Annotated in this window: 11 protein-coding genes and 1 pseudogene; 2 read left to right on the top strand and 10 right to left on the bottom strand. The window is 36.2% G+C overall.

Going from position 1 to position 14,108, the window contains the following annotated elements; translation table 11 throughout:
- Nucleotides 1-22: 22 nt before the first annotated feature.
- Genes argH through argC form a run of 8 tightly spaced genes read right to left on the bottom strand, consistent with a single transcriptional unit; the run spans nt 23 to nt 11,221 of the window.
- Nucleotides 23-1,351 (bottom strand): argininosuccinate lyase, encoded by a 1,329-nt coding sequence (gene argH, locus HNR52_RS01455; protein WP_435619485.1) that lies wholly within the window; start codon nt 1,349-1,351, stop codon nt 23-25.
- Entirely contained in the window at nt 1,332-2,570 is a 1,239-nt protein-coding gene (locus tag HNR52_RS01450; protein ID WP_013787027.1) for an argininosuccinate synthase, read from the bottom strand. The genes argH and HNR52_RS01450 overlap by 20 nt, the downstream gene beginning before the upstream one ends.
- Nucleotides 2,571-2,593: 23 nt before the next feature.
- Entirely contained in the window at nt 2,594-5,815 is a 3,222-nt protein-coding gene (gene carB, locus HNR52_RS01445) for a carbamoyl-phosphate synthase (glutamine-hydrolyzing) large subunit (protein WP_435619484.1), read from the bottom strand.
- Nucleotides 5,802-6,890 (bottom strand): glutamine-hydrolyzing carbamoyl-phosphate synthase small subunit, encoded by a 1,089-nt coding sequence (carA, locus tag HNR52_RS01440; protein ID WP_435619483.1) that lies wholly within the window; start codon nt 6,888-6,890, stop codon nt 5,802-5,804. Before carA ends, carB begins: the two co-directional genes overlap by 14 nt.
- Nucleotides 6,874-8,058 (bottom strand): acetylornithine transaminase, encoded by a 1,185-nt coding sequence (locus HNR52_RS01435; RefSeq protein WP_435619482.1) that lies wholly within the window; start codon nt 8,056-8,058, stop codon nt 6,874-6,876. The genes carA and HNR52_RS01435 overlap by 17 nt, the downstream gene beginning before the upstream one ends.
- The gene (gene argB / locus HNR52_RS01430; protein ID WP_435619481.1) at nt 8,045-8,944 is read right to left on the bottom strand and encodes an acetylglutamate kinase; all 900 of its coding nucleotides are present in this window, start codon (nt 8,942-8,944) and stop codon (nt 8,045-8,047) included. Before argB ends, HNR52_RS01435 begins: the two co-directional genes overlap by 14 nt.
- The gene (gene argJ, locus HNR52_RS01425; RefSeq protein WP_435619480.1) at nt 8,941-10,161 is read right to left on the bottom strand and encodes a bifunctional ornithine acetyltransferase/N-acetylglutamate synthase; all 1,221 of its coding nucleotides are present in this window, start codon (nt 10,159-10,161) and stop codon (nt 8,941-8,943) included. Before argJ ends, argB begins: the two co-directional genes overlap by 4 nt.
- A gap of 25 nt (nt 10,162-10,186) precedes the next feature.
- On the bottom strand, nt 10,187-11,221 hold the full coding sequence (gene argC, locus HNR52_RS01420; protein WP_435619479.1) for an N-acetyl-gamma-glutamyl-phosphate reductase: 1,035 nt from the start codon (nt 11,219-11,221) through the stop codon (nt 10,187-10,189).
- Between the two features lie 241 nt (nt 11,222-11,462).
- On the opposite strand from argC, the gene HNR52_RS01415 reads away from it, so the two are divergent.
- A complete protein-coding gene (locus HNR52_RS01415; RefSeq protein ID WP_435619478.1) occupies nt 11,463-11,963 on the top strand; it encodes a LiaF transmembrane domain-containing protein in 501 nt (166 codons plus the stop codon).
- 130 nt (nt 11,964-12,093) lie between these two features.
- A pseudogene (locus HNR52_RS01410) lies at nt 12,094-12,296 on the top strand (ISLre2-like element ISTxy1 family transposase); the annotation flags it as partial.
- A gap of 211 nt (nt 12,297-12,507) precedes the next feature.
- Here the strand turns inward: HNR52_RS01410 and HNR52_RS01405 are convergent.
- Both HNR52_RS01405 and HNR52_RS01400 read right to left on the bottom strand, forming a co-directional pair.
- Nucleotides 12,508-12,843, bottom strand: coding sequence for a hypothetical protein (locus HNR52_RS01405; protein WP_435619477.1), 336 nt, complete (start codon nt 12,841-12,843; stop codon nt 12,508-12,510).
- 13 nt (nt 12,844-12,856) lie between these two features.
- On the bottom strand, nt 12,857-14,005 hold the full coding sequence (locus HNR52_RS01400) for a C39 family peptidase (protein ID WP_435619476.1): 1,149 nt from the start codon (nt 14,003-14,005) through the stop codon (nt 12,857-12,859).
- Nucleotides 14,006-14,108 lie beyond the last annotated feature (103 nt).

The following is a 14,108-nucleotide window of genomic DNA, read 5'->3' as shown; positions in this document are numbered from 1 at the left end:
CTCTTTTTTACGCCTAACTGTACTATTCTTCATCAAACAGTTTTGGAGATCCTATAGTTTTCTTATTTTTTATGCTGTTCCTCAAATCAATTGCTTTATAAACATCTACATCTATCACATCGCAAAACGATTTTAAATCTTTAATTGATAGCTCTTCTATGGCACAATTTTTATCTATTGCGTACAACACGACTTTCCCGGTTATCTCATGTGCTTTTCTAAATGGAATTCCCTTAGATACAAGGTAATCTGCAAAATCTGTAGCATTCATATACCCGTATTTTGCTGCATTTGCCATATTATCACTTTTTACCTTCATCGTTTTTACCATGCCATTAAAAACCGCAATCGACATTTTCAAAGTGTCTATTGCATCAAAAAGCGCTTCTTTGTCCTCTTGCATATCTTTGTTATAAGCGAGAGGAAGTCCCTTCATGACTGTAAGCAAAGTCATTAAATCTCCATACACCCTTCCTGTTTTACCTCGTATAAGCTCCGCAGCATCTGGATTTTTTTTCTGAGGCATCATGCTGCTTCCTGTAGAATACCTATCATCTAACTCTATAAAATCAAATTCCTTGCTGGACCAAAGGACTATTTCCTCACAAAATCGGCTTAGGTGCATCATTAAAATTGAAGAAAAGCTTAAAAACTCTATCACAAAATCCCTATCGCTAACTGCATCGAGGCTATTTTTAGTTATATCGTCAAATCCAAGAAGCTTTGCCACGTACATTCTATCTATATTGTACGATGTACCTGCTAATGCACCTGATCCCAATGGCATTATATTTACCCTTTTTACCATATCATTAAGCCTTGATAAGTCTCTTTTAAACATCTCCACATACGCCATCATGTGATGTCCAAAAGTGACAGGCTGAGCCCTTTGCAAATGGGTATATCCAGGCATGATTGCATTCTTGTATTCATCTGCTTTTCTTTTAAGAATGTCAATTAAAATTTCAATGCCGCTTTCAATTTCATTTATAACATCTCTTAAATAAAGCCTCACATCTGTTGCTACTTGGTCATTGCGGCTTCTTCCTGTATGCAGTTTTTTACCTACATCACCTATCTTCTCAGTTAAAAGTCTTTCAACATAAGTATGCACATCTTCATCATCAGGTATAAATTCTGTCTCAGTTTCCTTTAAAATCTCATTTAGCCCATCTACAATGAGCTTTGTCTCATCGTCCTTTAATACACCCGCTTTATTTAAACCTTTTGCATGGGCTATAGAACCTTCTACATCGTATTTAAAAAGGCGCATATCGAAAGAAATGGAGGAATTAAAATCCTCCATAAGTTTGTCTGTATCTCCTTTAAACCTACCGCCCCACAGCTTCATTAAAATCTTCCTTTCTGCTTATATCCATAAGCGCTTTTATTTTAAGCGGCAATCCGAATAAGTTTATAAACCCTTCTGCATCCTTTTGATTGTAAACTTCATCTTCGCCAAATGTAGCAAACTCTTCACTGTATAGTGAATATGGGGACTTTGAACCTGCATTTATCAAGTTTCCTTTGTAAAGTTTAAGCCTTACAGTACCAGTCACATTCTGCTGTGTCACATCAACAAACGCATCTAAAGACTCTCTAAGCGGAGAAAACCATAATCCATTGTAGACAATGTCTGCATACTTTTGCGCTACCAAATCTTTAAACCTCATGGTTTCCTTATCCAAAACCAAATACTCCAACTCTTTGTGGGCTGCATAAAGAACCGTTCCTGCAGGCGTTTCATATACACCGCGAGACTTAATGCCTACAAGCCTATTTTCTACAATATCAGCTATGCCTATACCATTTCTTCCGGCTATCAAATTAAGATCTTCTATCATCTTTGAAGGACTTGCGTATGACTTTCCATTTACTTTTACAGGTATCCCCTTTTCAAACTCTAAAACAACGTACTCTGGCTCATCCGGCGCATTCTCTGGTGGAACAACCATATCGTACAAACTGTTTTTAGGCTCATTCCACGGATCTTCCAAATCACCGCCTTCATGGCTTACGTGCCATAAATTGTTATCAACACTGTATATCTTTTCCTTTGTTACAGGCACAGGAATGCCTTTTTTCTTAGCATAGTCTATTTCCTGTTCCCTTGACTTAAAGTCCCATATCCTCCACGGTGCTATTATCTCTATTGATGGATCAAGGGCCTTTATTGACACTTCAAACCTTACTTGGTCATTTCCTTTTCCAGTAGCGCCGTGCACTATCGCCTTTGCACCTTCCTTGTGAGCTATCTCCACAAGCTTTTTAGCAATAAGGGGCCTTGCAAATGAAGTGCCTAATAGATACTTGCCCTCATACACAGCTCCTGCTTTTAATGTAGGAAAAATATAATCCTCCACAAATTCATCTTTTACATCTTCCACGTATATCTTGCTGGCACCGCTTAATAATGCCTTTTCTTTTATGCTGCTAAGCTCGCTTCCCTGGCCTACATCTATACACGCAGCTATTATCTCACATTCGTAATTTTCTTTAAGCCATGGTATTATGACAGACGTATCTAAACCGCCTGAATACGCCAAAACCACTTTTTCTCCTTTTAACATATAAATCTTCCTTTCTAACTTAATTACAAAGCAGATTTCTTTAAGTTTTTAGACTGCAGCTCATGATACTCATTTAACGATAGGTAGTTAAGTCCGCTTATTTTCACCTTCTGCACCGCTTGAAGCGCTGCCTTCGCCGTATCAAGGGATGTAAACAGCGGAACTCTGTATTCACATGCAGTTCTCCTAAGTATAAATCCATCATTGTCTACTTTCTTGCCGCGATTCGGTATATTGATGACTAATGAAAAATACCCTTCTTTTAATAGCCTTATGGCATCTTTTATATTTACATGTTTCACACTAATTCCAGCAGAATTAAAATGTCTGGCTGTACCGGATGTGCCAAATAACTCATATCCAGCATCATGATACTTTTTTACCGTACTCATTGAATCGCTTATACTTCTACTTGCTATAGAAATTAAAACCCTTCCACTGACAGGTATATCTAAGTTGGCTCCTGCCATAGCTTTGTAAAGAGCCCCTTCGTAGCTTAAATCTATGCCCATTATTTCTCCAGTAGACTTCATCTCCGGTCCCAGCATCACTTCCACATTAGTAAGCTTCTCTGTTGAAAATACAGGTGCCTTTACGATTGTATGGGTCGTCTTTGGCCATAAAACATCATGATATCCTAAGCTCTTTAGTGTATCGCCTAATGCGATTTTTACGGCTATGTCTATCATAGGTACTCCTGTTGCTTTGCTTATTACAGGAACTGTCCTTGAAGCCCTCGGATTTACCTCCAAGACGTAGACAACACCATCTTTAACTACAAATTGAATATTGATAAGCCCTTTTACTTTTAAGGTACACGATATTTTCTTTGTGTACTCTACAATTGTAGATATTTCATGATCCGATAAATTTCTCGCAGGGTACATTGAGAAGCTGTCACCAGAATGGACACCTGCTCTTTCTATATGCTCCATTATCCCAGGAATCAATACATCCGTGCCATCGGATATAGCATCTACTTCAACTTCTCTTCCTTCAATGTACTTATCAATCAAGACAGGCTTCCCTGGAGATACCTTCATGGCATTTGATACATAGTCTATTATCTCTTGAAGTGTGTTTACTTTTTCCATTGATTGGCCACCTATTACGTATGAAGGTCTCACTAAAAGAGGAAATCCTATTGTCAGTGCTACATCTTTTGCATCGCCTACTGATAGCGCATATCCGCCTTTTGGCTGGTTTATATTTAGCTTCTTAAGAAGCTTAGAAAACTTTTCTCTGTCTTCACTGTCATCGATGCTTTCAAATGAAGTGCCCAATATATTTACACCATTATCAGACAGTCCTTGTGCCAAGTTTATAGCTGTTTGGCCTCCAAACATCACCAAAACACCAAGAGGTTTTTCCTTTTCGATGATATTCAATACATCTTCCAGCGTCAGTGGTTCGAAGTACAGCCTATCGCCTGTATCAAAATCTGTGCTTACCGTCTCAGGATTGTTATTTATTATGATTGATTTGATTCCCTTGCTTTTAATGGCCCAAAGTGCTTTTACTGAACAATAATCAAATTCTACGCCCTGCCCTATTCTAATAGGACCTGAGCCTAAAACTATGACTTTCTTTATGTCGTGATGAATAGGAACTTCATCGTATTCTCCGTACGTTGAATAAATATACTGCGTAACAGATTCAAACTCCGCTGCACATGTGTCAACCATCTTATAAGCTGGGAATATGCCGTAGCTTTTCCTCAATTCCCTGACAGCTTTTTCATCTATCCCTTTGATATTGGCAATTTCCTTATCTGAAAAGCCCATTCGCTTTGCTTTTTCTAAAACCTCTTTTGTCAAATCGTTTATAAATATCTCTTTTTCCATATTTACTATATCTAAGAGTTTATTTATAAACCACTTATCTATGTTGGATATTTCATTTATATGATTCACAGTGACACCGCGACGAAGTGCCTCAGCTATATAAAATAGCCTCATGTCATTTGGCTTTTTAATGTTGTCGATGATCTCCTCATCTCTTAATTTTTTTATGCTTTCATTTGTAAGTCCATATGCTTTTATCTCTAAAGACCTTACAGCCTTTAAGAGGGATGTTTCAAAGCATCTGTCTATTGCCATCGTCTCTCCTGTAGCTTTCATCTGAGTACCAATCTTTCTGTCTGTCTCATAGAATTTGTCAAATGGCCACCTTGGAATCTTTGTAACAACGTAGTCAAGCGATGGCTCAAACAAAGCTGTAGTCTTTTCCGTGACAGGGTTTTTTATCTCATCAAGTGTATAGCCAACAGCTATTTTAGCAGCTATCTTGGCTATAGGATAACCTGTAGCTTTTGATGCCAAAGCACTTGAGCGGCTAACCCTTGGATTTACCTCTATAACGTAATACTGATGGCTATTAGGGTCCAATGCAAACTGAACATTGCAACCGCCTTCAATCTTCAATGCCTTTATGATTTTCAAACTAGCAGTCCTCAACATCTGATACTCGTAATCTGTCAGTGTCTGTGACGGCGCTACGACGATGCTGTCACCTGTGTGGACACCAACCGGATCAAAGTTTTCCATATTGCATATAGTTATGCAATTGTCGTTGCTGTCCCTCATAACTTCGTATTCTATCTCTTTGTAACCGTAAAGGGATTTTTCTATCAGCACTTCATGTGCCATGCTTTTCTTTAAGCCTAAATCAACTATAACCTTAAGCTCATCTTCATTGTTTGCTATACCGCCTCCAGTTCCACCTAATGTAAAGGCAGGCCTGACTATAAGTGGATAGCCGCACTTTTCTGCAAATTTAATCGCATCATCTACATTATTTACGGTCGCGCTTTCTGCTATAGGTTCTCCTATCTCTTCCATCTTCTTTTTAAACAATTCCCTGTCTTCAGCAGTCTTTATTGATTCAATAGAAGTTCCCAATACCTTTAGATTGTACTTATCGATTATTCCGCTTTCCTTAAGTTTTACAACCACATTAAGCCCTGTCTGTCCACCGATTGTCCCTAATATTCCATCTGGCCTTTCTTTGTCTATTATAGCTTCCAATACGTCAACTTCCGGATTTTCTATATAAACCACATCGGCGATCTCTGTATCTGTCATTATTGTAGCAGGATTGTTATTCACTAAGATAACTTTTAATCCTTCTTCTTTCAATGATTTGCATGCTTGTGTTCCGGAATAGTCAAACTCTGCAGCTTGACCTATTACGATAGGCCCTGAGCCTATAACAAGCACTTTATTCACTCCTTCATATTTCGGCAAGATAAGACCTCCTTCTATAAACACAAGTTATATCCATGAACTTATCAAAAATATACATTGAATCATGTGGACCAGGACACGCTTCTGGGTGATATTGGACGGAAAATACCGGCAAGTACTTATGCCTTATTCCTTCCACCGTATTATCATTTAAGTTCATATGAGTGACTACTATCTCGTCGCTATTTATAGAGCTTTCTTCTACAGCGTATCCATGGTTTTGCGATGTTACAAATGACTTTCCTATCATCAAATCTTTTACAGGTTGGTTTGAGCCTCTGTGACCAAATTTCATCTTTATGGTATTGCAACCCATAGCAAGGGCGATTATCTGATGTCCTAAGCATATACCTAAAACTGGTATCTTGCCTATAAAAAACTTCGCCAGCTCTATGGCAGAAGTTGCATCTTTTGGATCCCCTGGGCCATTTGAAAAGAATACGGCTTCAGGTTCAATCGCCATTACATCTTCTATGCAAACATCGTAAGGAAATACGTATATATCAAATCCTACATTGTTTAACATATTTAAAATGTTCTTTTTGGTGCCAAGATCTATAAACGCCAATTTTGGGCCTTCTCCTTGTATGTGATACGGCTTTCTTGTGGATACTTCTTTAAGCAAATCCACTTTGATATCAGGTACTATTGCATTGACATCATTTGTAATAATGCCTCTCATAGTTCCATTTGATCTCAATTTTTTAGTCAATTCCCTCGTATCAACACCTATCAAAACCGGTATGTTATTTCTGTCTAGATAATCAAGTAATGAAGAATCTGAGAGAAAATTGCTGGGACTATCACAGTACTCTCTTACAACATACCCTCTAATATGTGGCTTTTCTGATTGAAAATCGTACTTATTGATGCCGTAATTTCCAATAAGCGGATATGTCATGACGACGATCTGCCCCGCATAAGATGGATCCGTGATAATTTCTTGATATCCAGTCATGCCTGTATTAAAGACAACTTCCCCAAAACCTTGGAAATTCTTGCTTATAATATTGCCTTCAAAAATACTGCCATCTTCCAACTTCAAGTACCCTTTCATCTTAAAACCCCATTTCATGTAATACATCGTCAAGAATTATCGTAGCAGTGTCAAGTTCATCTTTAGTAACAATGAGTGGCGGTACAAACCGCAAAACATTGTGGTTTACACAGTTTATGAGAAGTCCTTTTTCCAAGGCTTTTAGCACTATCTCACCTGCATCATCCAAATCAACTTCGCATCCTATCATGAGACCTTTTCCTCTTACCTCTTTTATAACTTTATATCTATCTTTTAATCCATTAAGCTTTTCCTTAAAATACTCTCCTTTTTTCACCACATCATCAAGAAAACCTTCCTTTGTAACCTCCTTCATGACTGCTATTCCAGCAGCACATGCAAGAGGGTTTCCTCCAAACGTTGATGCGTGATCGCCAGGTTTAAATACTGCCACATTTTCTTTTGCCACAATCGCACCTATTGGCACACCACCACCTAATGCCTTAGCCAATGTCATAATGTCTGGTTCTATGCCAATGTGTTGATATGCAAAAAGCTTTCCTGTCCGTCCAATGCCTGTCTGGACTTCATCCACAATCAATAGAATGTCATTTTCATCGCATATTTCTCTAATCTTTTTTAAATACTCAAGACTTCCCTCATGTATGCCGCCTTCCCCTTGTATGATTTCTATCATGATTGCGCATACATCATCATCTAAAGCACTGTAAATATCGTCAATGTCGTTGTACTTTACGTACTTAAACCCCTCCAATAGCGGTCCAAAACCTTCATGGTATTTCATCTGACCTGTTGCTGTAAGAGCACCAAATGTCCTTCCATGAAATGAATTTTTCGCGCTGATGATTTTATACCTTTTGTCACCGTATTTAATCGATGCGTATTTTCTTGCAAGCTTAATTGCTCCCTCATTGGCTTCTGCACCGCTGTTGGCAAAAAACACTTTATCGCCAAACGAGTTTTCCGCAATCAGTTTAGCCAGTTTAATCTGATTTTCATTCCAGTAAAGATTTGAACAGTGTATCAAAGTCTCCGCTTGACTCTTGATGGCATCTACTATTGGTGGATAACAGTGACCAAATGCGTTTACAGCGATGCCTGCCACAAAATCAAGGTACATATTTCCATCTGTATCCCAAACCTTTGTGCCGTTGCCTTTTGATAGTGTAATGGGATAGCGTCCATAAGTATTCATCACATACTTTTTGTCATCAGAGATTGTCATCGTCAAAGCACTCCTTTCCTATCATAGTTCCAATCCCTTCGTCAGTGAATATTTCTAAGAGAAGCGAATGTGTCAATCTTCCATCGATTATGTGTGCCCTCTTAACACCATTTTCTACTGCTTGAATGCAGCATCTTAATTTAGGTATCATGCCACCTGTAATCTTTCCTGTCGTCATAAGCTCTTTAGCCGCATCTAAATCAATTCTCGATATAACGCTACTTTTATCATTCACATCCGACAGTATGCCTTCCACATCTGTTAAAAGTATGAATTTCTCAGCCTTTAAAGCTTCCGCTATTCTACCTGCTGCTGTATCAGCATTTACATTGTAAGTCTTCCCATCCTTACCAACAGCACACGGAGCAATAACCGGTATAAATCCCTTCTCAAGCATCATCTTTATAACATCAATATTGACTTCTTCAATTTTCCCAACAAAACCTATGTCTCCATTTGCAGTATCTTTCTCGGCTACGAGAAGCTTCCCATCTTTTCCGCTTATCCCTATAGCTTTGCCACCTATCTCATTTAAAATTGAAACTATTTCTTTGTTTATCTTGCCTGTAAGAACCATCTCAACTACTTCCATTGTCTTTTCATCTGTAACCCTCAAACCGTTTATAAATTTTGACTCAATATTGAGGCTTTCAAGCATCTTGTTTATGTCTGGGCCGCCTCCATGTACGACGACTGGATTCAGTCCAACGTATTTTAGCAAAACTATATCCTGCATTACCATTTTCTTTATATCGGAATCTATCATGGCATTGCCACCGTACTTTATCACAACAGTAGCACCGGAAAACTTTTTAATATAAGGTAGGGCCTCTATTAATATTTTAGCTTTTGCGATTTCATCGCCGTATTTTTGCCTCTTTATCATGTCCTGTAGCTCCCGTTTATTTTTACATAATCGTAGCTTAAATCACAGCCCCACGCTAAAGCTTCATGTTTTCCGGCATTTAAATCAACTACTATCGAAATCTCTTTTTCACTTAATATCTCTTTCGCTTTGTCTTCGCTAAAAGGAACATAACCGCCATTTTCACAAACTTTTATAATTCCCTTGTTGCTTTTCAAATATATATCAACGCTGTCTTGCGAAAAATTAGCTCCTGAATAACCCAAAGCCGCAATGATTCTCCCCCAATTGGCGTCTTCTCCAAATATAGCCGTCTTAACCAAATTTGAATTGACAATAGATTTAGAAGCTAAAATCGCATCATCTTCCGTAGGTGCATTGACTACACTTACCTCCACGAACTTAGTAGCACCTTCGCCATCTTTGGCTATTTGCTTTGCCAAATGCTTATTTACATATAAAAGGGCGTTGTAAAAAATCTCATACTCATGTGTATCTTCCTCTATCGTAGGATTGCCTGCCATACCGTTAGCCAGCATTATGGCAGTATCATTTGTGCTCATATCTCCATCGACAGATATCATGTTGTAGGACCTCTTTACACTCTCTTTCAATGCCTTATCTAAAGCCTTTTTCGATATGTCTGCATCTGTAGTAATAAAAGACAGCATTGTAGCCATATTTGGAGAAATCATGCCAGACCCTTTAGCAATACCACCTATATAAACTTCATAGCCTTTTATGTTAAACTTTACGGCAACTTCTTTTGTAAATGTATCTGTGGTAAGAATCGCTTCTGCAGCCTCTTTTCCGCCATCTTTCGACAGTCCTTGAGAAGCCAATTCTATTCCTTTGGCAATTTTGTCCATAGGAAGTGTCACACCGATAACACCTGTTGAGCAGACAAGCACATCGCTGCTATCTATATTTAGATACTTGGCCGCCATATTAGCCGTAGATGAAGCATCTTCATATCCTTTCTGTCCTGTGCACGCATTGGCATTGCCACTATTTACGACTATTGCCTGCGCTTCACCATTTTTTATTTTCTCCATGTCTAAAATCACTGGAGCCGCTTTCACCTTATTTGTAGTAAATGCTGCAGCAGCATTGGCCTTTTTCTCAGAGTATATCATGGCAAAATCCTTTTTCGCTTTCTTTATGCCTGCAAACACACCTGAGGCTAAAAATCCCTTAGGAGATGTGACATTTCCTTCAATCACCTCAAAATCCTCCATTATCATATCCTCCTTAAGCTTATCATTATGGAAAAACTGGCACCATCTTTAATCCTTTAGCTTCATTGATGCCAAACATTATATTCATGTTTTGGACAGCCTGCCCAGATGCACCTTTCACCAAATTATCAATGACAGACATGATTATCAATGTATTAGAATGTCTATCAATTTCTAATCCAATATGGCAAAAATTTGATCCATATACGCTTTTTGTAGATGGATATTCACCGATATCCAATATTTTCACAAAGTATTCATCTTTATAGAACTCACTGTAAATCTCGTGAATGCTTTCTATCGAAATATCTTTTTTCAATCGGCAGTACATAGTGCTTAATATTCCTCTTGTCATAGGCATCAAATGGGGAGTAAAAACGACTTTTGTATCTTCGTGATTTAACTTTGAAAGCTCTTGTTCTATTTCTGGTATGTGTCTGTGCTTTGCCACGTTGTAAGGCTTTATGCTTTCATTGCACTCTGCATACATATTTCCCTGCTTTGGACTGTGGCCTGCGCCAGATACACCAGATTTGGAATCAATTATTATATGATTTTCTATTATTCCGCTTTTTAGAGCTGGCGCCAAACCAAGAATTGCAGATGTAGGATAACATCCCGGATTCCCAACAATCATCGCATTTTTAATCTCATGCCTATGAATCTCTGGAAGCCCATAAACTCTGCTTACGCTGCCGTAAACATCGCTACTTACCCCATACCACTCCTTGTAAGTTTTGAAATCATCAAATCTAAAATCCGCACCAAGGTCAATTAGCTTTACTCCACTTTTGCATAATTTTTCAGCCATATTCATTGCATATCCAGATGGAAGTGCTGTAAATACCACATCACAGCTTTCAACAATATCGTCAATATTCAGTTCATGAAGCTCTACTTTACAAAATCCTTTTAAAGAGTGATACACATCTTCAATTTTTTTACCATTGAAATTTTGAGATGATAAGTATTTTATCTGGACATCTTCGTGATTTGATAAGATTCTAATGAGCTCTACGCCTGTATAGCCTGTAGCTCCTAATATGCCGACCCTCACCATTGAGATCCCACCTTCAATATTTTATATATATTAATTTTGACTTATATTTATGCATTAAACATTAAAAAAATAATGTGAAATATGTATAAATAGTATTTATTTTTTATATTTATTCGTTGTTTTTATTATTATATCACCTTCTGAAATTTTTTCAAGTATTTTTTCGCAAAAATATAGTTAAATTTTCATCCATTTATAGTAAAATATAAATGAAAGCCAAAACTTTTCAGGAGGTTTAATCATGGGAAAGAAAATAGTCGGAATTGTACTTATATTGTTAGGACTTATCTATCTAAATGACAACCTGGGCTTACTATCAAGATACGGAATAACATTGGATATGTCTAATATATGGCCTCTTTTCATATTGATACCAGGAATCATGATGGAAGTAAGCTACTTAAAGCAAAGAAAAAATCCTGAAATCTTAGTTCCAGGCGGAATACTTACATCAATGGGCATCATTTTTTACTTTGACATCTTCACAAACTGGATTTACTCTGAATACACATGGCCTCTTTACATTCTATCTGTAGCAATAGGCCTTCTGCAGCTTTACATCGTAAGCAGAGATTTTGTGCTTATAGGCTTAGTCATGGTAATTACCTCTGCTGTAATATTAAGCTATACGTCAATTTTGTACAACCAATTTTCCATCATATGGCTAAATCCAAACTTGATAATCTCAATCATGATAATCTTATTGGGACTTGCTTTAGTCATAAGGGGCCGGAAAAAATAGCATTGAAAAAGACTGAAATAGATTCAGCCTTCTTAATCCGGATCAAGATAAGACAACTTTGTATATATTTTTATAGCTGTAAAAATATATAACGTTCGAGTTTATAGCATCAAAAATCAATTAAGGTTATATGAAAATAATTCAACATATAATGCAAGAATTACTGCTTGTCGTAGAAAAAATAATCGAATTATTGAATGGTAAATTCACCAATCCAGAATTTGAAGAATCGGAACTAAAAAACTTTTTAATTCTTTTGGGAGAGAAATCTGCACAGAAGTACTTCATAAACTTGATCAAAACATATATGAAGACAAATATCAAAAGAAATGTTAAGTGATAATTCAAAAAGATTGTCAAAAGATAGTAACAATAGCATTTCGAGATATAACATAAAGAAACAGAGAAATAGCATATCTTATAAACAAAATGAAATGAATTTCAAGGATTATGAAACGAAAGTTATGAAATAAAAAGTCATGGTAAACGCCATGACAAATACAACAACTAGACAGAGTTCCGCTCCATCCCTTGTCTATCTAGTCTATTTTTCATTTTTAATATAATAAATGTCGGGTTTTTTATAATTTACATATACAGTTAAGGACTTTCCTTCTTTGTCAATACCCTTTATTATCCAGTAAACTGGACAAGGAGATTTTTCAATAAGTTTTGGATCATCAAAAAATTTATCTAGATCAACTTCTAAATTTTTAAGCTCTTCTGATTTTACTTTAGTAATTTCCGCTTTTTCTTTAGCCACTTTCAAAGCTTCATTATCAGATATTCCACCAACCACATCTCCTTGTTTTTTTAGATTTGAACATCCTGTGAGAGCCAAAATAAGTAACATTGTCATTGTCCATTTTTTTGATATCATAAATATCACCTTTTTATGGAATAAATATATGTGCATATTTGAAAGTCCCATCAAATGCAATATACACATCTGTAGGAGTTTCACTCCATGTATCATGTACTATTACATATTCTTCTGTTATTTCTCCAAGTTCTGTTACGTATTCATATCCAACACATGCCATTGTATGATTTTCATAAGTTGGATGTCCTATTACCGATAATAATAAGGGTCTTGAATTATTTATTTCATTCCTTATATCATAATAGCTAGGAGGATTTAAATCATAACCATCAAAATTTGTATATCCTTTTGATTTTATATATTGAATAGTACCAGACATAATAAATAAAACATTAGTAGAACCATTACTATCTGTTCCCATATTCATTGCCAATTTTTCTATTACTTGATTAGTAGTTTCATTAATAACAAGGTTAGGATATCCATGAGCATCCCAATAATAAATCAAATTAGCTGCTGATGTAGGAGCACAGCCTTTATACCAAGCCAAATCTGGAACACCACTTATTTTCTTCGTAGTTATTGTTCCACTATTCATTGGATTAAAATCAAATAATTTGTTCCATGTTTTTACATTATTAACATCTAAGTTAATATCTGAGGAATTTATTGTACTTTGATTTATGTCTTTATAAATAATTTTTTTATAATTTCTAATATCAAATAATTCTTCCTCTTGATCATAATTGTTTCTATTTATAATAAATTTTATCATATATGTATTAGGGAAAAAATATACATAAATCGTTTTTTTAAGTGTTTCATTTCTTTGAAGATTTTGTTTTATCTTGGATAAGCCAATACTATATGGTGAACTAGCTCGGGAATATTCTAAAATAGGCGGCATATTTTTATTAGCGCTTACTATAATATAGCCTAATAATGCAGTCTTGTCATATACATTAAAAAGATAAGCAATAACATTATTATTAAAATCGACTAATTCTGTTCCATCGTCTACTTCGCCATTAATCCAGTCTTTAAATTCAGCATTATGCTTTTCTCTAATAACATGATTTGCTGCAATCTTTTTCGCATCATTTTTATTCACAATTGCAGAAACACTATTCAGTTTATTATCACCAACATTTGCAAAGCCAATAGTTGATGAAAAAACCAAAATAGTGCACATTATAATAGTAACTAAAATTCTTTTCATTCAGATCTCTCCTCGTATAATATGATTTGTAATCAACTAAAAAGATCGATCTTTAAAAAGATTACAAAATTTAATTGAACCTTGATAATTGAATATTGTTTTT

Source organism: Thermoanaerobacterium thermosulfurigenes, from assembly GCF_051201035.1.
GTDB lineage: Bacteria > Bacillota > Thermoanaerobacteria > Thermoanaerobacterales > Thermoanaerobacteraceae > Thermoanaerobacterium > Thermoanaerobacterium thermosulfurigenes.
Note: the sequence above shows the minus strand (reverse complement) of the source record. Positions and strands in the feature narration are given on the sequence as shown.

Coding starts and splice junctions, on each gene's coding strand:
- carA (WP_435619483.1), bottom strand. CDS start 6,890: ATGAAATGGGGTTTTAAGATGAAAGGGTACTTGAAGTTGGAAGATGGC.
- HNR52_RS01435 (WP_435619482.1), bottom strand. CDS start 8,058: ATGACAATCTCTGATGACAAAAAGTATGTGATGAATACTTATGGACGC.
- argH (WP_435619485.1), bottom strand. CDS start 1,351: ATGAAGCTGTGGGGCGGTAGGTTTAAAGGAGATACAGACAAACTTATG.
- HNR52_RS01415 (WP_435619478.1), top strand. CDS start 11,463: ATGGGAAAGAAAATAGTCGGAATTGTACTTATATTGTTAGGACTTATC.
- HNR52_RS01450 (WP_013787027.1), bottom strand. CDS start 2,570: ATGTTAAAAGGAGAAAAAGTGGTTTTGGCGTATTCAGGCGGTTTAGAT.
- HNR52_RS01405 (WP_435619477.1), bottom strand. CDS start 12,843: ATGATATCAAAAAAATGGACAATGACAATGTTACTTATTTTGGCTCTC.
- argC (WP_435619479.1), bottom strand. CDS start 11,221: ATGGTGAGGGTCGGCATATTAGGAGCTACAGGCTATACAGGCGTAGAG.
- HNR52_RS01400 (WP_435619476.1), bottom strand. CDS start 14,005: ATGAAAAGAATTTTAGTTACTATTATAATGTGCACTATTTTGGTTTTT.
- argB (WP_435619481.1), bottom strand. CDS start 8,944: ATGATAAAGAGGCAAAAATACGGCGATGAAATCGCAAAAGCTAAAATA.
- argJ (WP_435619480.1), bottom strand. CDS start 10,161: ATGGAGGATTTTGAGGTGATTGAAGGAAATGTCACATCTCCTAAGGGA.